An 18,256-nucleotide genomic window follows, 5' to 3' on the forward strand; every position below is an offset into this window, starting at 1 on the left:
CAGGGGACGAGGAAGCCCGGGTCTGGACACAACCCCTCCCGGCGCACCGGGCCATTCGCCCGGAAGGAAAAGGCGAAGAGGAGCCCTGCTCAGAGAGCGAGCGGGTCAAGGGCTCACGCGGCCCGGTCCGCATCCGGGCCGAGAATCGACACATTCTGTTCCACGGGCCTTTTCGGCACCTTGAGGTGGTTCGCGGGAAAGGCAGGATCCGCATACCCCAAGGACAGCCCACAGAGGATCACGAGCTCCTCGGGGATGGCCAGCTCACGGCGAATGACTTCTGGATACGTCGTCAACGCGGCTTGGACGCAGGAGCCGATACCCCGAGCCGTCAATCCCAGGACCAGGGTCTGGAGGTACATTCCGACGCTCACCGCATCCGCGAGACCGAGGTCCCGGTGCATGCACAAGATGCCGGCCATGGGCGCGCCGAAGAACTCGTAATTGCGCTGCGAGGCCAGTGCTCTTCCGGCTTCATCGTCCCGGGAAATCCCCATCGCCCCGTAGACGATCGTCCCCAACTCACGGCGATACCCCTGGAAGGACACGGGCAGCGGTGCCAGCTCACGCGGATTCGCTTTCACCTCCGCCCGAAGGGCCTCGCGCAGGCGCTCCAGGCGCTCGCCCTCCATGAGAAAGAGGCGCCAGGGCTGGATGTTCGAGTTGGAGGGCGCGAGCTGCGCGAGCGCCAGGGCCTCCGCGAGCAGCTCTCGAGGAATGGGGGTGGGGAGAAAACGGCGGCTCGAGCACCGGCTTCGGACGAGTTCCTCGAAGTCCAACATGATGGCCGCTTCATTCCCACATCCGCGGGAGGGAGTGAAGGGGGCGTGGACGAGTGCGAGTTCCAGCTTCGCGGCCCCCCCTCTGGGCACCCGGCCCGTCCCTGGGTGAGAATGCCCGCTCGACAGGGAGCCGACGCATGTTCCGAATCGCCTGGGGGAAGCTCTTCATGCTCCTCAACCCGCTGTGGGCCCCGGTCATCCTCTTCTTCATGGGCCTGCGCCGCCGCCGCGCGTGGGTGAACGCCGTGGCCCAGGAGCTCGGGGGCACGGCCCAGGATGCGCGCCGCGTGACCGGGACGGCCGAGGGCATCCCCTGGGAGCTGGTGCTCACCCACACCCTGATCCCCGCGCGCCCCTTCTGGCACCTGACCTTCCCGTCCGTCACCTCCACGGACCTGGTGCTGCGCGCCGAGACGTCCTCGGATCAGAAGTGGAAGAAGCGCGGCTTCATCGCCGAGCTGACCACCGGCGATGCGGCCTTCGATGCGCGGCACCTGCTGCTGTGCTCGGACCCCGAGGCCGCCGCGCGCCTGCTCAGCCACGAGCCGCTGCGCCAGGCCATCGCCGCGCTCCCGCTGGAAGCGGACAACGACCCGGCGACTCCCGGGCCAAAGGGCCATGTCGCCTGGGTACAGGCCGGACAGTGCCTGGAGGCGGAGCTGGATCTCCACCGCGTGGACGAGGCCGAGTTCCCCGCGCGCCTCGCCTCCTTCTTCCAGCAGCTCCACACGGTGGTGAAGACGTTGAAGGAGTCGCCCCGGCGTGGCACGCCCGGAGCGCTGCGGTCCCGCGTACTCGACACCAACGCGGAGCTGCGCGTCACCACCACCCTGGCGATGCTGTCCATGCCCGCGGGCCTCACCCTGCTGGCCGTGCTGCAGGTGCTCACCGGGAACGCGGCCTTCCCGCTGGGCCTGCTCACGAGCTGGCTGCTCGGGCTCGCCGCCGGGGCGCTGGTGGGCCTGGGCCTGCTGTGGGCCTCGCGCGGCCAGCACAGCTTCTACCGGCGCGCCTGGCAGGTGCCCTGCCTCGCCATCATCGGCAGCGTGCTGCTCCCCATCCTCCTCTGCGGCCTCAACACCCTGCCCTCCGGTGCCAGGGTCGAGGGGGACCAGGTGAAGGTCCTCCGCTCGTACCCCGATGACCTGGGAGGCGTCGAGTTCTGGGAGCTGGAGCTGGAGCGCATCGGCAAGGTGAGCCTGCCCTATGACTTCGGACAGGCCATCCCCCGCGACTCCGAGGTCCAGGTGCTCGTCACCACCGGACTCCTGGGCACCCCGCGCGTGCTCGAGCTCGAGCCCGTGCCAGCCCCGGCCCGTTCTCCCGCCGTGGCTGGCGACAGCGCGCCCTGACGCGGCCTACCCGCGCACCGCCGAGAGCCTGCGCCGCAACCGGCGCACGCGCTCGACCATGTCCTGCGGCAGCACGCGCTTGGCCACCTCGCGCACCTGCTTCATCGCCTCCTCGCGCCGCACGAGCCACTCGCCGCCTCCGCCCGGAGACAGCACGCGCATCGACACGGTGCGCCGCTGCTGCGTCGTCCAGTCGGACTTGTAGGACTCGGTGCCGCGCAGGAAGTCGTACTCGGTGAGCCCGGCCTCGAGGGCGTCCTTGAAGGTCTCGCCCACCAGCACCAGGCCCACGCTCCGGTTGCGCCACGCCGGGTCATAGCCGGACTGGAAGTAGATGAACGAGTCCCGGTGGAGGATGCCGTACACCGAGGCCACCGCCTGGCCTCCCACCTTCATCGTGTACATGCGCAGCCGGCCCCGCTCGGCGAGCAACTGCGTCGCGTCACGGTGGAAGGACTCCACGCCACTGCCGCGGATGCCCTGCGAGCCTCCGTCCGACTCCCACCGCATCGCGTGCAGCCGGAAGAAGTCCGTCAGCGGCCCGGCCAGCGCGCCCGGCGCCTCCGTCTTCTCGATGCGGTAGCCCTCCTGCTTCTCCAGCCACTTCTTGCGGCGCAGGAAGTTGTCCCGCCGGCTCGTGCGCTTCAGGAAGCCGTCGAAGGACTCGCCCTTCCCCAGCGTCTCGTACGGGCACACGTAGCGCGTGGACATCCGCAGGTCCGCCCGGTACTTGCCGAACGTCTCCCGCAGCACCCGCACCGTCACCGAGTCCTCGCGCAGGTCCGACAGATCCAGCACGTCCCACTGGTCCCTCAGCTCCCACAGGGCCTCGGCGAAGAGGCGCGCCACCTCCTCCTCGCGGCCTCGCCGGGCCACCACGTCCAGGTAGTCGCTGCCCACGTGCGTCTCGCCCAGGAACGCCAGCCGCCGCACCGGCCTCCCGAGCACCCACAGGTACTCGAAGCCCAGCGGCATCAGCCCCACCAGCGCTCCCGTCCGGTCCTTCGCCTGCATCACGAAGGGCTTGCGGTCCGCGCCAATGCGCCGGCACCACGGGTACAGCCACTCCCAGGCGTTGAACGGGCCCGCGTTGCTCTGCTCGAGCAGCCCGCTCCAGGCGCCCCGCAGCCCCGCGAGCTGCGACAGGCCCCAGACGGTGTCCACCTCCAGCCACTGCGCCGGGCTCGGAGTGGGTGACAGTTCCGCTTCGTGGATCACGGTGTTGACCTCGTGTTTCGAAAGACCCTCACCCCGGCCCTCTCCCGGAGGGAGAGGGGGGACTTCAGCCCGCGTGCTTGCGGGTGCGCTGGTCCTGCGTCAGCGCGCCTCGCACCGCCAGGGCCACCTCCGCCATCACCTCCGGCGTGAGATCCTGGTGGCACGGAATCTCCACGATGCTCCGCCGCAGTTGCATCACCTCGGGGAAGGCCGAGGCGTCGCACGCCGGGTGCATGTGCCGCCAGAAGTCGATGGCCTCGATGCCCCTCGCGTGCAGCCTCGCCAGCACCTCCGCCTTGTCCTCCACCACCAGCGGGTAGAAGAGCGGGCTCACCCCCGCGGGAAGCTGGTTGAACAGCGGCGGCGACACGTCCCGCAGCCGTCCCAGCAGGTAGAAGTAGTTGCGCCGCCGCCGCTCGACGATGGACTCCAGGTCCTGCGCCTGGGCGATCCGCCTCGCGAACGGGCTCATCCCCAGGTCCACGTGCCGCCGATCGAAGTGCTGCGTGCCCGTGGCCACGCGCTGGATGTCCGCGGCCTTCACCGCGCCCTTGCCCAGGCCGCGGATGAAGCTGCGCACCCCGCGCCCGAAGCGGCCTCCCCGCAGCTCCAGGTTCTGCAGCAGCGCGGACACCGTGTGGCTGAACGTGGACGTGAGCGGCGGCATGGGCGGCTCGGGCAGGCTGTACTGCCTCGGGCCGTTGACGACGAGCGCCCCGCCATGTGGCAGCGGCAGCGTCTTGTAGAGGCAGAAGATGCCGATGTCTCCCGTCGTCCCCAGCGGCACCGAGCCGTCCGCGCTCAGCAGCGACAGCGCGCAGTCCTCGATGAGCGGCAGGCCATGCTTGTCGGCGATGCGCCGCATCTCGTCGGCGGGGCCCGGGAAGCCCGCGTAGTGCGTGAGGTAGAGCGCCTTGGTGTTCGGCCCGATGCGCCGCTCCACGTCCTCCACGTCCACGTCCCAGCGGCTGCCCACCCGGTAGAAGCGCGGCGTGGCACCCGCGTCCGCCACGGCCTCCACCTCCACACCGTGGTGGTAGGCGGGCATCAGCACCTCGCCCTTGTCCAACCCCAGCATCTTCACCGTCAGCCAGACGGCGTTGCGGGCGAAGTAGAACCAGCGCACGTTGGGCGCGCTGAAGGGCATGAAGCCGCTCGGCTCACCGCGGCCCAGCAACATGCCCGGCCACAACGTCGGCAGGGCGGGAACGAACAACCGCGAATTCTTCACCGCTTCCATTTCGCCACCACCTCCCTGGCCACCGGTGCCCAGCGGAACTTCGCCGCGCACATGGCGCGGCCCAATGCCGTATCGTTGAAGACGTAGAGCCAGGTGTGGCGGCGGACCTTGTCCGTCCAGTCCCGCTTCCACACCATGTCCGGCCCGAGGAAGTCGAACTCGCGCAGGCCTCGCGACATGCAGTCGCGCAACACGTCCTCCATGAGGAGCTGGCCCGGGCTGCAATCCCCGAGCGTCTCGTCGTAGCCGGGCTTGAGCAGGAAGTAGCGCCCGCCGTACTCCAGCGCGTACTGGAAGGCCACCGCGCGCCCGTCCAGCCGCATGTAGTAGAGCGCCAGCCGGCCCGCGTAGCCCGCCGAGCGCGCCAGCTCCGAGTAGAAGCCCCGCGTCCGCGCGTCCTGCGCCATCGCCGTTCCGCGCCGGCCCTTCCAGCCGCTCGCCTCCAGCGCGAAGCCTTCCTCCAGCTTCGCCTCGAGATCCAGGCCGCCTTCCACCCGCTCCACCGTGACGCGGCCCTTCTCCTCCAGCTTGCGGCGCCGACGGCGGCAGTTGGCCTTGAACTTGGACTGCAGCGTTCTGCTGGTACGCCTCCCACGAGGCCGGCAACGGGATGTAGGGCGACTGCAGCGACTCCCACGTCCCCACCGACAGCCCCGCCGCCCTCGCCGCCTCGTACAGCGGCCAGCCGGCCCCGCCCTCGGGCACGTCCGTGAGCAGCAGCACGTCCCAGCTCTTGTCCGTGCGCAGGTGCGAGAGGAACGCCTCCGCGGCCACCTTCGGCTCGCGCGCCACCACGTCGAAGCGGCACGAGTGGGTATTGGCCGCGGCGGAGAGCTGCCGCACCGGCACCCCATACATCGACGCCCGCCCGGCCATCAGCGGCAGGACGGCGCTCAGCTTCCCCGCCTCGTCGCGCAGCGTCAGCACGCGCTGCTTCGACTCCGGGGCGAAGTTGTCCATCCATATCCGGATGAACTCATGACGGTAGAAAGGCTCATCGGCCGTGGACTCCACGAGCGCGTTCCACTCAGGCTCGAGTGCCATGAAGGCGGTCCGATCCGCCACCTCGGTGACGCTCGGCGCGGGGGAGAGCTGTCTGGCTTCCATGTGAATGTGTCCGGCTCCTGACGGCGCGGCGCCTCGAGGGCCCGCGTGCGCCGGAAGGTGGTAACGGACGTGCCCGCCCACAACCCACGCGCGGCATTTCCGCCCGCTCCCTCCGAGGCAAACCCACAGGGAGCTGGCAGGCATCTGTCAGCAAATCGACCTTGCGCGGGGGGTCGCCTACGCTTCGGCCCTCTTCTCCCACACCGAGGTCCTCATGAGCACTCCCACCTCCCCGCCTTCCCCTCCCGCTGGCAAGCACGCCCTCGTCTACGGCGGCAGCATCTCCGGGCTGATCGCCGCGGGAGTGCTCTCCCGCCACTTCGAGCGCGTCACCCTCGTGGAGCGCGACCGTTTCGAGCCCGGGCCGCAGGCGCGCAAGGGCGTCCCCCAGGCGCAGCATGCCCACAGCCTGCTCTCGCGCGGACTGAACATCTTCAACGAGATCTTCCCTGGCTTCTCCGAGGATCTGAAGGCCGCCGGGGGGATCATCATGGACATGACCGAGCACCACGCCTGGTGCATGGGCGGCAACTGGATTCCCCGGGGACGCATTGGTCTGGATCTCACCTGCCAGAGCCGGCCGCTGCTCGAGTGGGTCATCCGCCAGCGCCTCCAGGCCCTGCCCAACGTGCGCATCGTGGATGGCCGCGAGGTGACGGGCTTCCTGACGAGCCCGGACAAGGCCCGCGTCACGGGCATCCGGTTGCAGGCGCCCGGCGGCGGCGAGGAAGAGACGCTCGAGGCGGACCTGGTGGCGGACGCCAGCGGCCGCGGCTCACGCGCACCCCAGTGGCTGGAGTCACTGGGTTACCCCCGCGTGGAGGAGACGCACATCCACGTCGACGTGCGCTACGCCACCCGCCTGTACCACCGGCCCCAGGGCTTCGAGCCGGGATGGGAGCCTCCTGAGCATCTCCCCCAAGCTGCCCGAGCAGCGGAAGGTCGGCACCATTCAGCGCATCGAGGGGGACCGCTGGCTGGTGATGTTGGGCGGCTGGCTGGGCGAGGGCCCTTCCCCGACGGACGACGCGGACTTCCTCCAGTTCGCCCGGACCCTGCCCCAGCCGCACCTCTACGAGGCCCTCAAGAACGCCGAGCCCTTCGGGCCCATCCACCACTACCGCTTCTCGCACAACCAGCGGCGGCACTACGAGCGCATGCCCCGCTTCCCCGAGGGGCTCGCGGTGCTCGGAGATGCTTTCTGCTCCTTCAATCCCATCTACGGCCAGGGCATGACCACGGGCGCGCTGCAGGCGCAGGCCCTGGGCGAGTGCCTGCGCCAGGGGCTGGACGGGGTGGCGCAGCGCTACCGCCGGCACGTGGGCGAGCTGCTCCAACTCCCCTGGACCATGGCGACGACCGGCGACCTGCGCTTCCCCGAGGTGGAGGGCAAGCGTCCGCCGGGGTTCGGCCTGACGAACTGGTATGGCGACCGGTTCCAGCGGCTCGCGGCGCGGGATCCCGAGGCGCTGAAGACGTTCATGCGGGTGATGCACATGGTCGCGTCCCCCGCCACCATGGGTGCCCCGCGGATGGTGCTCAAGGCGCTCACCACCCGGCCCGCCGCGAGCGCCCAGACGCACGCGCCGGTGCCCATGGCGATCTCGAGGAACCAGGCGGCCTGAGCAGGCGGGCCTTCAGCCGTTCGACGTCCGGGGAGGTTGTCGCCTACGCTCTGGGCCTTCATTCGCGGCACCGAGGTCCCCATGAGCACTTCGACCCCCCTCCCCTCCACGCCCGCCGGCAAGCACGCCCTCGTCTATGGCGGTAGCACGGCGGGGCTGATCGCCGCGGGTGTGCTGTCCCGCCACTTCGAGCGCGTCACCCTGGTGGAGAGGGACCGCTTGGAGAACGGCGCCCAGCTCCGCAAGGGCGTCCCCCAGGGGGCACACGTCCACGGCCTGTTCACGCCCGGCATGAACGTCCTGTGCGAGGTCTTCCCCGGCTTCCGGGAGGAGTTGAAGGCCGCCGGCTCCCACTTCATCGACTTCACCGACGAGCATGCCTGGTTCATGGGCGGCTTCTGGCGCCCGCGAATCCCCTGCGGTCTCCACTTCTACGCGCAAAGCCGGCCGCTGCTGGAGTGGGTCATCCGCCAGCGCCTCCAGGCCCTGCCCAACGTGCACGTGCGCGATGGCCGCGAGGTGACAGGCTTCCTGACGAGCCCCGACAAGGCCCGCGTCACGGGGGTCCACCTGCGCGTCCCCGGCGGCGGGCAGGAGGAGACGCTCGAGGCCGAGCTCGTGGTGGACGCCAGCGGCCGCGGCTCGCGGACCCCCCAGTGGCTGGAGGCCCTCGGCTTTCCCCGCGTCGAGGAGACGCACATCCAGGTCGACGTGGTCTACGCCAGCCGGCTCTTCCGGCGGCCCCCCGGGCTCGTCGCGGACTGGAAGATGATGAGCATCGGCCCCAAGCTGCCCACGGAGCGGCGGATGGCCGTGCTCGCCCCCATCGAGAACGATCAGATGCTGCTCCTGCTCGCCGGCTGGCATGGCCTGCAACCGCCCCTGGATGACGCCGGTTACCTCGGATACACGCGGGAGCTGATCCAGCCGCACATCCACGAGGTGCTCCAGGATGCCGAGCCGCTCGGGCCCATCAACGTCTTCCGCTACTCCCACAACCAGCGGCGCCACTACGAGCGCATGTCCCGCTTCCCCGAGGGGCTCGCGCCCGTGGGAGATGCGTTCTGCTCCTTCAACCCCATCTACGGGCAGGGCATGACCACGGGCGCGCTGCAGGCGCGGGCCCTGGGCGAGGGCCTGCGCCAGGGGCTGGGCGGGCTGGCTTCACGTTACCGCCGGCAGGTGGGCCAGCTCCTGGAATCCCCCTGGACCATGGCGACGAGCGGAGACCTGCGCTTTCCCCAGGTGGAGGGCAAGCGCCCTCCCGCGTTCGCCCTGATGAGCTGGTACAGCGACCGCCTCCAGGCGCTCGTGGGCCACGACGAGGAGGCCCTGAACACCTTCGTGCGGGTGATGCAGATGGTCGAGCCGTCCACGGCCCTCTTCTCCCCGGGCATGGTCCTGAAGGTCCTCACCTCCAGGCCCACGGCCGCCGCGATGGAGCGCAAGCCGGAGCCGCCCTTCGCTCCCGCCACCGCCGCCAAGAATCAGGCGGCCTGAGCAGGGCGGCTCCCGCCGGACGGGCGCCCGCCTACAGCCCGGAGCGCGCCATCTTCAGCAGGCAGCGCGCCACCTTGCGGCTGTCGTGCCGGATGCGCGAGCCCTCCTTGAGGAGGTCCGCCTCCACCGGCACCACGCCCGCGCTGATGAGGGCGCGGCGATCCACCCGGACGGGGAACTGGCCCTTGAGCGCGTAGCGCTTCGCGGCCTCGTCCGAAGGCAGGGCGCCGTTGATGAGCACCGCGTCCAGCACCGGGCCCACGTGGTCGATGACGGCACGCACATGGTCCAGGCAGTCCATGCCGTCCGTCTCGCCCGGCTGCGTCATCAGGTTGGCCACCATCACCTTCAGCGCCCGCGTCTCGCACAGCGCCTGGGCCACCCCGTCCACCAGCAGGTTGGGCAGCACACTCGAGTACAGCGAGCCCGGCCCGATGGCGATGAGGTCCGCGGTGCGGATGGACTCGATCAACCCGTCCACCGGAGGCGGCGAGCGCGGGCTGAGCAGCACCTTGCGGATGCGGCCGTGGGCGCGGCTGATGTTGCGCTCGCCCACCACCTCGGTGGCGTCCTCCATCTGGGCCACGAGCTGCACCGGGGACGTGGTGCTGGGCAGCACCCGGCCCTTCACCCCCAGCAGCTCCCCGGAGACGCGCACCGCCTCCAGGAAGTCGCCCTTGAGCCTCGGCGAGCGCGGCGATCAGCAGGTTGCCCACCGCGTGGCCCGCCAGCCCCCGCTTCCCGGCGAAGCGGTACTGGAACACCTCGCTCAGGGGACTGGTGCCCTTGCCGCCCGCGAGGGCCACCAGGCAGTTGCGCACGTCCCCGGGAGGCAACGTCCCCCGCGTGCGCCGCAGCCGGCCGGAGCTCCGCCGTCATCGCTCATCGCGACCACGGCGGTGATGTCCAGCCCCGGGTCTCCCAGCTTCGGATCCGCGCGCCGGGCCAGGCCGCGCAGCACCATGGGAAGGCCCGTGCCGCCCCCCATCGCGACGATGCGCGTCGGCCGGATGTCGAGCGCCTGCAGCAGCTCGTTCCGGTGGGCCGTCCGGCGCCCCGTGCGCGCATCCCATTCCAACGCCTCGTCGAGAGGCAGTTCCGATGACTCGAGCATGTCCCATCCCCTCCAACGCCCATCCGCACCACCACCGCCGGGCCCCCCCGGCGGTGTCACCCCACACACCCGAGCCACCGTGGCCCGGCCCGTACCGCTCTACCGCGCCCCCCGCGCCAGCAACACGTGCCGCACGGTATGGAAGATGATGGCCATGTCCAGGAACAGGGAGCCGTTCTTCACGTAGTACAGGTCGAACTCCAGCTTGTTGCGCGCGTCCTCCACCGAAGCCCCGTACGGGTAGCGGATCTGCGCCCACCCGGTGAGGCCCGGCTTCACCGCCTCACGCAGCCCGTAGAAGGGGATCTGCTGCTTGAGCTGCTCGACGAAGACGGGACGCTCCGGCCGCGGCCCCACGAAGCTCATGTCCCCCGTGAGGATGTTGAAGACCTGGGGAATCTCGTCGATGCGCGTCTTGCGGATGAAGCGGCCCACCCGGGTGACACGATCGTCATTCGCCCGGGCCCACACCGCCCCGTCCTTCTCCGCGTCGGTGCGCATGCTGCGGAACTTCCAGAGCTGGTACGTCCTACCATTCAGGCCCACGCGCTCCTGCCGGTAGAAGAGCGGCCCCTTGGAGTCCAGCTTGATGGCGATCGCCACCAGCAGCAGGAAGGGCGCGGCGCACAGCAGCAGCGTCGAGGCCACGGCGATGTCGAAGACACGCTTGGCCCACTTGCGCGTGCTCGACACCGTCAGCTCGTCCGCGAAGGCGAAGTCACTGGTGCGCACGTGCGCCACCGGGAAGCGGCGCAACACCCGCTCGCAGAAGCCGGCGGCCTCGTACACCCGGCGCCCGGCCAGACGGCAGCGCAGCAGCGCCTCCATCCAGTTGGCCCCGCGCATGTCATCCGCCGCCTGCACCACGAACTCGGCCCCGAGCCGCTCGGCCGTCACGTCCACCGGCTCGGCCTCCGCGCCGTTGGCCAGTGGCACCCGCGGATCCACCAGCGCCACCACCTGGAAGCTGTCCTCACCGCCCTGCTCGATGGCGTTGGCCACCGAGCGCGCCTTGAGGCCATCCCCCACGATGAGCACGCGGCTGGGGACACCCACCACCGCGCGCAGCGAGGAGCGCACCAGCAGCGTCCCCACCAGGGCGCCCACGGCCCCGCCCAGCAGCGCACCGGGCGGCAACCGCACCGGCAGCACCGCCGGCACCGCCAACATCAACAGACCGACAACCGCCGTCGTGACTCCGGCCGCCTTGAGCAGCCGGGCTCCCCGGCTCCGGTCCTCCGCCGCCACCCTCAGGTTGTACAGATCCATCAGGTACAGCGAGAACTGGAACGTGGGGACAAAGGTGGCCCCCAGCAACAACAACCCCGGCATCGCCTGGGCCAACGGTAGATGGGAATCCGCCGGCGCCAGCACCCTCGCGCAGGCCGCCGCCCCCAGCAGACACGCCAGGGCAATGGCGGCGCCCTCGATGATGAAGAGCGTCAGCTTCCTGGATGAAAAGTAATGATGGAAAACCCGAAGCACGTATCTCCCTCCGACCGCCTCGCCCGCCCCCCAGCGCTGCCCTTGCCGCCTCGAGACCCCCGGCCACGCGCTGCTTCCGCGTGGCCGGGAGCCCTCCGTCCGCTACTTCCGGACGTAGTTCTTCATGTACGGGGTGTCGCTCATCTCCGCCCCGTTCAACACGCAGCCCAGGATGGGCGCCCCACCGAGCTGCTCCACGGCCTGGTTGACCGCACCGGCCGGGGTGACGTTGGCGCGCACCACCATGAGCAGCCCGTCCGTCTGGTGCCCCAGGATGGCCGAGTCCGCGAAGGGCAGCGTCGGCGGCAGGTCCATGTAGACCTCGTCGAAGTGCTCGCGCACCACCTTGAGGAACTGCTTCATCTTCCCGCTGGCCAGCGCCTGGGTGGGCTCCTCGGGCGTACCGCCCGCGGTGATGACGGCCATGCGCGTGGCGTGGAAGCGCCGCACCAGGTCCCTCACCTCGCACTCCCCGCTCAGCAGCTCCGACAGGCCGGGCCTGCCCTTGATGCCGAGCACATCCGCCACCTGGCCGCGGCGCAGGTCCGCGTCGATGAGGAGGATGCGCCGCTCCGGATTCGCCCGGGCCGCCGCCAGGGCGAGGTTGACGGTGGTCACCGTCTTGCCCTCACCCGGCATGGCCGAGGTGACACCCACCACCTTGAGAGGACGCAGCTCGCGCATCCGCTCCAGCCGGTAGTAGAGGCTGCGGTACTGCTCCGCCGCACCCGACGCCGGTGCCGTCAGCGACACCACCCGCCTGTCCACCGCGTTGGGCGAGCCCGCCGCGTCATCCACCCGGGGAAGGAAATTCCCCGCCCGTTCCATTTGCTGCTCCATTCCATTCCTCCCGGATTCCGCGTTGTTCACCCGAAGTCTCCTAGTTGAGCGGCGTGTCGTTGGTGGACGGCGTCACCACTCCATTGCGGTTCCCCGTCGCGGGCATCAGCACCCGCTTCTCCGCCTTGCCTTGCATGTTCGGGACCACCGCGAGGACAGGGAGGGGCAGGCGCTCGCGCAGCTCCTGCGTGTCGCGGATGGTGTCGTCGCGCATCTCCAGCACCACACCGGTGAGCACACCCACGCCCAGGGCGAGCAGGAAGGCGATGAGCAGGCCGCTCATGCGATCCGGCCGCGCCGCCGCCACCGGCACGCCGGCCGGGGAGATGGTGTTGAAGAGGCTCTCGGCGCTCTTGGCCTCGAGCTTCCTGGGCCAGCTCCGCCTCCACGCGGCGGGACACCACGCTCTGGTACTTGGTGCGGGCAATCTCGTAGTCCCGGTTCAGCACGCCCAGCGCGTGGGCCCACTGCGGGGTGCGATCCAGCCGCGCCTGGTAGTCCTTGGCCTGCTGGTGCAGCCCCTCGATCTCCTTCTGGATGGAGGTGATGAGCTCGGCCACGCGGGTGCGCTCCTGACGCTCGGCCCACTGGCGGCCCTCGGCCTCCTTGCGGCGCTCACGCATGGTGTTGAGCTCCGCGGACAGACGCTTCACCTCGGGGTGATCCGCCGTCCACGAGGAGCGGGCGGCCACCAGGCCCTGGGTGAGCGAGTGCTCGGCGGCCTCCATGCGGCCGGCCTCGCTGTCCGCGGCGTTGCGGGCCCGCGCCAGGTCGGAGCGGCGGGCCTCGGCCACGCGCAGCTCCTCGGACTTCGTCTGCAGCAGCGCCCCCACGCGCTCCAGGCCGCGCATGTTCATCTCGAGCTGCTCGGGCAGCTCACCCTGGTGGTCCACCTTGAACTGGGCGATCTTCTTCTCCCACTCGGTGACGCTCTTGGAGAGCGCGACCACCTCGTCCTGGAAGAGCTGGGTGGCGCGCGCCGCCTGCTCCTGGCGGGACTTCCGCGCCTGCTCGGCGAAGAGCTGCGGCAGCCGGTTGGCCACCTGCGCCGCCACGTTCGGATCCGTGCTGGCGTACGTCAGCTCGAAGGCGCTCTCCCCCTCCACACGCACGGTGATGTCCTTGCGCATGCGGTTGACGGCGGCCTCCATGCCCTTCTCCGAGACGATCTCCGGATAGAGGTTCATCTCCTCGATGGCCTTCTGGAGGACCGGCCGCGCCATCAGCTCCTGGCGCACGGTGAGCAGCCGCTGCTCCACCAGCTCACTGACGGTGCGCTGCACCATCTCCTCTCCGGGGCGCTGGTGCTGCACGCGCACCACCGCCGTCGCCTCGTACACGCTCGGCTGGCTCAACACGATGGCGGCTCCCACCGCGAAAACTGCCAGCACGATGGCCCCGACCAGCACCTTCCGGCGCCACAGTGCCTTGAGCACCTGGTCTGCCGTCATCCCACGCTCCATGTGCGCTCCTCCTCCTCGCTCCACGTGTCACCAAGCCTTCATGTGCAGCCGGACCGCCGCGACGTTCCGGGTCAGGTTCATTCCCGCCGCCACTTCCTCATCCACGCCCACCTGCGCGATGCGATCCACGGCCGTCTGCATCGACACATACCGGTTGATCTTGAACTCGAGCCCCGCGCCGAGCGCGTAGCCCTGGGCCACCCGCGCACCGCCGTCCCAGGTGAAGGCCCCCTCCCCTGGCGCGCGTCCATTGCGGAAGAAGCTGGCCACCCCGTAGACGGACACCCGGTCATTGAAGTGCCGGTTGAGCACCAGGCCCGCGTAGTCCGCCCACAGCGCGTTGGTGAAGCCACTGGCTCCCACCAGGTCATGCCCCGCGACGAAGCCCAGGTCGAACGGCCCCGCCTCGTGCACCAGCTCCAGCTTCACCCGGGGAATGAGTCCCCCGGTCCCGTCCTCGGCGGTGAAGGACACCGGACCGCCGCGGGCCGTGAACGTCGTCAGCCGCGACAGCCGGTAGCGCAGCGCACCGAAGACACCGTGCGCCTGCTGGAAGTTGTCGCCGAAAACGAAGCCCTGGTAGCGGTACTCCACCCCCAGCGACAGCCGCCGCGAGGTGCGCAGCCACAGCTCGGCGAACGGCGTGTGCACGAAGCCGGCATCGCTGCCCGCCATCTGCACCTGCACGCCCTCGAACGCGTAGCCCGCCCCCAGGTCCACCTGCCGGCTCAGCCGCCCCGACGCGTACACCCGCGACTGGCCGTAGAGCACCGGATCCGTCGAGCGCGCCACGCTGTCACGCGGCAGCGAGGCGGGATCCGTCACCCGGTAGATGCTGCCGGACACCTCCACCCGCAGGCGGCGCGAGAGCTGCTTGCGCACCGACACGCCCCCGCGGTGATCCAGCGTGAACCGGCCGCTGCCGTGCCGCATCAGAAGGTCCGCCGCGTAGTAGCTCTCCAGCTTCAGCGTTGGATCCTTCAGGTCCAGCCCGAGCCGCGGCGTGACCTTGGTCATGAACTGACCGCCCGTCACACCGGCGTCGTTGAGCCGGAAGTCATCGTCGTAGCGCTCCTCGAGCGACACCTGGGCTCGAGGCTCCACCACGGTGCTGGCGAGCGCGGCCGGAGAGGTCCCCACGACCGCCGCCGCCGCCAACCATCTCTTCCAGGAAACCTTCACGGCACCCTCCATCCCCACGCTCCAACCCAGACCACACCCGCGGTGCCTCGACCTGCTACGGAACGATGATGGTGTCGCCCGGCCGCAGGATGAGCGGCTCGTACTTCCGCGGCTCCTTCACCAGCTCGCTGTAGCTCACGGAGATGTAGTCGCCCTCCGTGGTGGCCTCCTGGGTGCCGGAGCCACCCGTGCCCGAGCCCTCCGCGGTGGCGGCCTTCTTCGCCCCCGAGCGGCGCAGCACGACGATGGCGTCGCGATCCGCGAAGTCGGTGAAGCCGCCCGCCAGGGCAATGGCCTGGAGGATGGACACCCGGCCACGCAGCGGGTAGGCGCCGGGGTTCGTCACCTCTCCGGTGATGAAGACCCGGCTGCTGTTCACCTCGCGGACGATCACCGTCACCCGGGGATCCTGCACGTACGGCTTGAGGGCCTCGCGGACCTCGGCGGCCAGCTCCTCGGGCGTGCGCCCCTCGGCCCTTACCTCACCCACCATGGGCAGGGAGATGAAACCATCGGGCCGCACCGGCAGCGTGCGCGAGAGATCCGCGTCACGCCACACCGCCACATCCAGGATGTCCTCACGGCCGATGCGGTACGGCTGGTCCGAATTGTCCACCCGCGCCGGGGCCCGGTGGGCGCACCCCGACAGGAGGAGCAACCCCAGCACCACCCACCACCTCGCGCTCGTCTTTCCCATCGTTCGCCTCTCCCCAAAGTCCCCGGCCGCGGAAAGGCCAGGGACCGCATGTTCGCGGGAGGCACTAGCAGCGGGTGTGCCAACGACCCCAGACAGGCAAAGTCCCCGGATCGTCATGGGTTACGCGCTACACCCCAGGGGAAGTGGGAGGGCTGTACGGGAAAAAATTCCGGCATCACCCCGGGGGGTGGTTCCGGATCACTCGCCGGATCTCCCTCGGAATGGGAACCGCGCTTCCCACCCTGTCCCTGGTTTTTTCCCATTCCCTCGCGGGAAGACGTGGCACGCCGCTTGAAGCCTTCTCCGGAGGAACCCGGACCCAGGCAGGGCCTGGGCGAGTGAGGAGCGGACGGCGGCTATGCGCAAGGCGGCGGCGGGGGCGGTGCTGGGGATGTTCACGGTGGGCGCGGGAATGATGACGCTGCTCGGCTCGGTGCTGGGCAACTACGCGGAGGCGGCGGCGCTGGCCCTGGTCGGCGTGGGCCTGTTCGCGGGCACCTCGGTGCTGAGCGGCACCAAGGAGACGGTGCCCGCGGCCGGCATCGCCAAGGAGGCCTGAAAAACCTACGGGGGGACGAGCGCGGGCCGGTGACTTCCCAGGTCATTCCGGGCCGCGCGTCCTTCTGACTTGCAAGGTCACCCCCCTTGCCGGGAGGATGGCCCCCCATGCAATCCGAGTTGACGCGCACCTTGCTTCCCGAGGCCCTGCCCGCGGGCACGGAGGTGGGCCACTGGCGCGTGGTGGAGAAGCTGGGCGTGGGGGGCTACGGCGCCGCCTACCAGGTGGAGGACATCCATCACCCCGGCGTCATGCTGGCCCTCAAGCTGGCGCTGCGCCCCGGAGACGTCCGCGCCGGCCGGGAGGTGGTGTTGTTGATGGACAAGGCCGTGCACCCCAACGTGGTCCGCATCCACGGACATGGGCGCTGGCCGGATCCTGTCGAGGGCCACCTCTACCATGTCATGGACCTGGTGCCCGGCCTGCCCCTGGACGAGTGGCCCGAGACGCGCGACACCTCCTTCCTCCAGCTCGCCGAGGTGGGGGCGAAGATGGCGCTGACGCTGGGAGCGCTGCACGCCCGGGGCGTGGTGCACCGGGACGTGAAGCCCGGGAACATCCTCATCCGCGAGCCGGATGGAGAGCCGGTGCTGGTGGACTTCGGCATCGGGGTCTACGAGGGCGCCGAGCCGCTCACCCCGGGCCCGCTGCCACCGGGCACCACGCACCTGCGCAGCCCCGAGGCCATGCGCTTCTGGTTGGAGCGGGGCAGGCACTCGGGCGAGCCGTACGAGGTGGGCGCCGCGGATGACCTGTACGCGCTGGGGGTGAGCCTGTACCGCGCGGCGACGGGGCACTACCCCTTCAAGCCCGAGGTGCTGGGAGAGCTGCTGGTGCTGGCGATCGCCACGCAACGGGCGCCCGAGCCCCGGAGCGTCAACCGGCGGATGCCCCGGGCGCTGAGCGGCGTGCTGATGCGCATGCTGGCCAAGGACCCGAAGGAGCGCTACCGCGACGGCGCCGAGGTCCACGACGCGCTGATGGCGGCGGTGACCTTCGGGAGGCGGGCGAAGTGGGAGGCGGACGTCTTCGAGTGGGAGGAGGTGGCGGCGGCCCGGGAGGGAGAGGCCCCCGGGCGGCGCATCCGCCGGCCGGAGCTGCCCACGCGTCCGGAGACACCTCCCGCGCCCGCCGTGAGGCTCGCGGAGGGAGGCGGCGCTTCCGGGCGGGGACGAAGAGGACGGGCGGCGGCCCGGGAGCGCCCGGCGCGAGGCCTGGCGTGGCCATGGAAATGGCTGGCCGTGGCGCTGGGTGCCGGCCTCGCCCTGGCGGCGGCGGTCTCCGCGAGTCACGAAATGGCGCGGGCGCCCAAGGCCCCTGACACTGGGTCGGCCGCGGCTCCACTACTTCCGGAGTCAACCCCCGCGGCCGCCGCCTCCCCCGCGGCGTCCTCCGAGGAGGAGACCCCCGTGAGCCCCGTGAAAGACCAACAGCAGCAGAGCCCCACTCCGCAGAAGAGCCCCACTCCGCCCAGGAGCCAGCGGCCGGCCAGGGCGGGCAACACCACCCTGCGCGGCCTGTGTGCCGGAGCGGCGGCCGTCACGAACCTGGCCTGCGCGGGAGCCCCGGTGGCCAAGGCCCACCCCGCACCCGAGGCGTGCCCGGCCGGCGCCCAGGAGGCCATGACGAAGACGCTCGGTGACTTCTACCGCTACCGCAACCAGTTCGGCGACAAAGGGCCCGGCCTCCGCCTGCAGACCGAGGGCCAGCCCCGGTGGCTCGCCGTGCGCGAGGGTGACATCTCGGCCCTCCTCTCGGACCCCTGGGGCAAGCTGCCCGCCAACAGCGTGCTCACCGGGAAGCTGCATTTCGCGCGAGGACGCGCCTACGCGCGCCTCACCCGGGCCTGGACGCCCCAGGGAACCACCTTCCCCATCTGCGCGGAGATCTGGGAGCCGACAGCGCGCGGCCTCGAGCTGAGGCCAGGAAGCACCCCCGGCGAGGTCGAGGCGTTCTCCACCAACATCATCGCGCTGCCGGTCCGCCGCTTCGACTGACGCGCCCTCCCCAGGCCGCCATGCTCCTCCCCTCCGCCGCCCTCCTGCTGCTCTCCTCGTCCCCGGATACCACGCTCTGCCGGGCCTACCCGGAC

Annotated in this window: 14 protein-coding genes and 3 pseudogenes; 7 read left to right on the forward strand and 10 right to left on the reverse strand. The window is 70.6% G+C overall.

Translation table 11 applies throughout. From position 1 onward, the window contains the following. Window positions 1-113: 113 nt before the first annotated feature. Window positions 114-782, reverse strand: coding sequence for a nitroreductase (locus ACN28I_RS09790; RefSeq protein WP_420941802.1), 669 nt, complete (start codon window positions 780-782; stop codon window positions 114-116). Between the two features lie 137 nt (window positions 783-919). Between ACN28I_RS09790 and ACN28I_RS09795 the strand changes: the two genes are divergently transcribed. Beyond that, window positions 920-2,134, forward strand: a complete 1,215-nt coding sequence (locus ACN28I_RS09795) for a hypothetical protein (protein ID WP_420941803.1) — start codon at window positions 920-922, stop codon at window positions 2,132-2,134. Window positions 2,135-2,140: 6 nt separating this feature from the next. Here ACN28I_RS09795 and ACN28I_RS09800 read toward each other — a convergent pair whose 3' ends face one another. The 3 genes from ACN28I_RS09800 to ACN28I_RS09810 form a co-directional block, all read right to left on the reverse strand. Continuing rightward, on the reverse strand, window positions 2,141-3,352 hold the full coding sequence (locus tag ACN28I_RS09800; protein ID WP_420941804.1) for a GNAT family N-acetyltransferase: 1,212 nt from the start codon (window positions 3,350-3,352) through the stop codon (window positions 2,141-2,143). Between the two features lie 64 nt (window positions 3,353-3,416). Continuing rightward, on the reverse strand, window positions 3,417-4,592 hold the full coding sequence (locus ACN28I_RS09805; protein WP_420941805.1) for a DegT/DnrJ/EryC1/StrS family aminotransferase: 1,176 nt from the start codon (window positions 4,590-4,592) through the stop codon (window positions 3,417-3,419). After that, window positions 4,580-5,410, reverse strand: a complete 831-nt coding sequence (locus tag ACN28I_RS09810; protein WP_420948610.1) for a GNAT family N-acetyltransferase — start codon at window positions 5,408-5,410, stop codon at window positions 4,580-4,582. The genes ACN28I_RS09805 and ACN28I_RS09810 overlap by 13 nt, the downstream gene beginning before the upstream one ends. Here ACN28I_RS09810 and ACN28I_RS09815 point away from each other — a divergent pair. The 4 genes and pseudogenes from ACN28I_RS09815 to ACN28I_RS09830 all read left to right on the forward strand — a co-directional run bounded on the left by ACN28I_RS09815 (window position 5,302) and on the right by ACN28I_RS09830 (window position 8,824). Then, complete coding sequence (locus ACN28I_RS09815; protein ID WP_420948881.1) at window positions 5,302-5,574, forward strand: hypothetical protein; 273 nt, start codon at window positions 5,302-5,304, stop codon at window positions 5,572-5,574. The two genes, ACN28I_RS09810 and ACN28I_RS09815, sit on opposite strands and share 109 nt — an antisense overlap. A 339-nt stretch (window positions 5,575-5,913) precedes the next feature. Further along, window positions 5,914-6,417: pseudogene (locus ACN28I_RS09820) on the forward strand (FAD-dependent oxidoreductase); the annotation flags it as partial. A 265-nt stretch (window positions 6,418-6,682) separates the two neighbouring features. Further along, the gene (locus tag ACN28I_RS09825; RefSeq protein ID WP_420941806.1) at window positions 6,683-7,324 is read left to right on the forward strand and encodes an FAD-dependent oxidoreductase; all 642 of its coding nucleotides are present in this window, start codon (window positions 6,683-6,685) and stop codon (window positions 7,322-7,324) included. 81 nt (window positions 7,325-7,405) lie between these two features. Then, entirely contained in the window at window positions 7,406-8,824 is a 1,419-nt protein-coding gene (locus tag ACN28I_RS09830) for an FAD-dependent oxidoreductase (RefSeq protein ID WP_420941807.1), read from the forward strand. Window positions 8,825-8,855: 31 nt separating this feature from the next. On the opposite strand, the pseudogene ACN28I_RS09835 reads toward ACN28I_RS09830, so the two are convergent. The 6 genes and pseudogenes from ACN28I_RS09835 to ACN28I_RS09860 all read right to left on the reverse strand — a co-directional run bounded on the left by ACN28I_RS09835 (window position 8,856) and on the right by ACN28I_RS09860 (window position 15,605). After that, window positions 8,856-9,812, reverse strand: a pseudogene (locus ACN28I_RS09835) (gluconeogenesis factor YvcK family protein). Between the two features lie 225 nt (window positions 9,813-10,037). After that, on the reverse strand, window positions 10,038-11,423 hold the full coding sequence (locus ACN28I_RS09840; RefSeq protein WP_420941808.1) for a sugar transferase: 1,386 nt from the start codon (window positions 11,421-11,423) through the stop codon (window positions 10,038-10,040). A 102-nt stretch (window positions 11,424-11,525) separates the two neighbouring features. After that, window positions 11,526-12,263, reverse strand: coding sequence for a CpsD/CapB family tyrosine-protein kinase (locus ACN28I_RS09845; protein ID WP_420941809.1), 738 nt, complete (start codon window positions 12,261-12,263; stop codon window positions 11,526-11,528). Between the two features lie 40 nt (window positions 12,264-12,303). After that, window positions 12,304-13,726 (reverse strand): annotated as a pseudogene (locus ACN28I_RS09850) (GumC family protein). 27 nt (window positions 13,727-13,753) lie between these two features. After that, the gene (locus tag ACN28I_RS09855; protein WP_420941810.1) at window positions 13,754-14,908 is read right to left on the reverse strand and encodes a hypothetical protein; all 1,155 of its coding nucleotides are present in this window, start codon (window positions 14,906-14,908) and stop codon (window positions 13,754-13,756) included. A gap of 55 nt (window positions 14,909-14,963) precedes the next feature. Next, the gene (locus tag ACN28I_RS09860) at window positions 14,964-15,605 is read right to left on the reverse strand and encodes a polysaccharide biosynthesis/export family protein (protein ID WP_420941811.1); all 642 of its coding nucleotides are present in this window, start codon (window positions 15,603-15,605) and stop codon (window positions 14,964-14,966) included. Between the two features lie 358 nt (window positions 15,606-15,963). Between ACN28I_RS09860 and ACN28I_RS09865 the strand changes: the two genes are divergently transcribed. Both ACN28I_RS09865 and ACN28I_RS09870 read left to right on the forward strand, forming a co-directional pair. After that, entirely contained in the window at window positions 15,964-16,164 is a 201-nt protein-coding gene (locus tag ACN28I_RS09865; RefSeq protein ID WP_420941812.1) for a hypothetical protein, read from the forward strand. 107 nt (window positions 16,165-16,271) lie between these two features. Then, window positions 16,272-18,161 carry a serine/threonine protein kinase gene (locus tag ACN28I_RS09870; protein WP_420941813.1) on the forward strand — a complete coding sequence of 630 codons (1,890 nt, stop codon included), beginning with the start codon at window positions 16,272-16,274 and terminating at the stop codon, window positions 18,159-18,161. Window positions 18,162-18,256 lie beyond the last annotated feature (95 nt).

Origin of the sequence: Archangium gephyra, from assembly GCF_049060025.1 — a bacterium.
Lineage (GTDB): Bacteria > Myxococcota > Myxococcia > Myxococcales > Myxococcaceae > Archangium > Archangium gephyra_A.

Coding starts and splice junctions, on each gene's coding strand:
- ACN28I_RS09805 (WP_420941805.1), bottom strand. CDS start 4,592: ATGGAAGCGGTGAAGAATTCGCGGTTGTTCGTTCCCGCCCTGCCGACG.
- ACN28I_RS09870 (WP_420941813.1), top strand. CDS start 16,272: ATGCAATCCGAGTTGACGCGCACCTTGCTTCCCGAGGCCCTGCCCGCG.
- ACN28I_RS09845 (WP_420941809.1), bottom strand. CDS start 12,263: ATGGAGCAGCAAATGGAACGGGCGGGGAATTTCCTTCCCCGGGTGGAT.
- ACN28I_RS09865 (WP_420941812.1), top strand. CDS start 15,964: ATGCGCAAGGCGGCGGCGGGGGCGGTGCTGGGGATGTTCACGGTGGGC.
- ACN28I_RS09830 (WP_420941807.1), top strand. CDS start 7,406: ATGAGCACTTCGACCCCCCTCCCCTCCACGCCCGCCGGCAAGCACGCC.
- ACN28I_RS09825 (WP_420941806.1), top strand. CDS start 6,683: ATGTTGGGCGGCTGGCTGGGCGAGGGCCCTTCCCCGACGGACGACGCG.
- ACN28I_RS09790 (WP_420941802.1), bottom strand. CDS start 782: ATGTTGGACTTCGAGGAACTCGTCCGAAGCCGGTGCTCGAGCCGCCGT.
- ACN28I_RS09860 (WP_420941811.1), bottom strand. CDS start 15,605: ATGGGAAAGACGAGCGCGAGGTGGTGGGTGGTGCTGGGGTTGCTCCTC.
- ACN28I_RS09795 (WP_420941803.1), top strand. CDS start 920: ATGTTCCGAATCGCCTGGGGGAAGCTCTTCATGCTCCTCAACCCGCTG.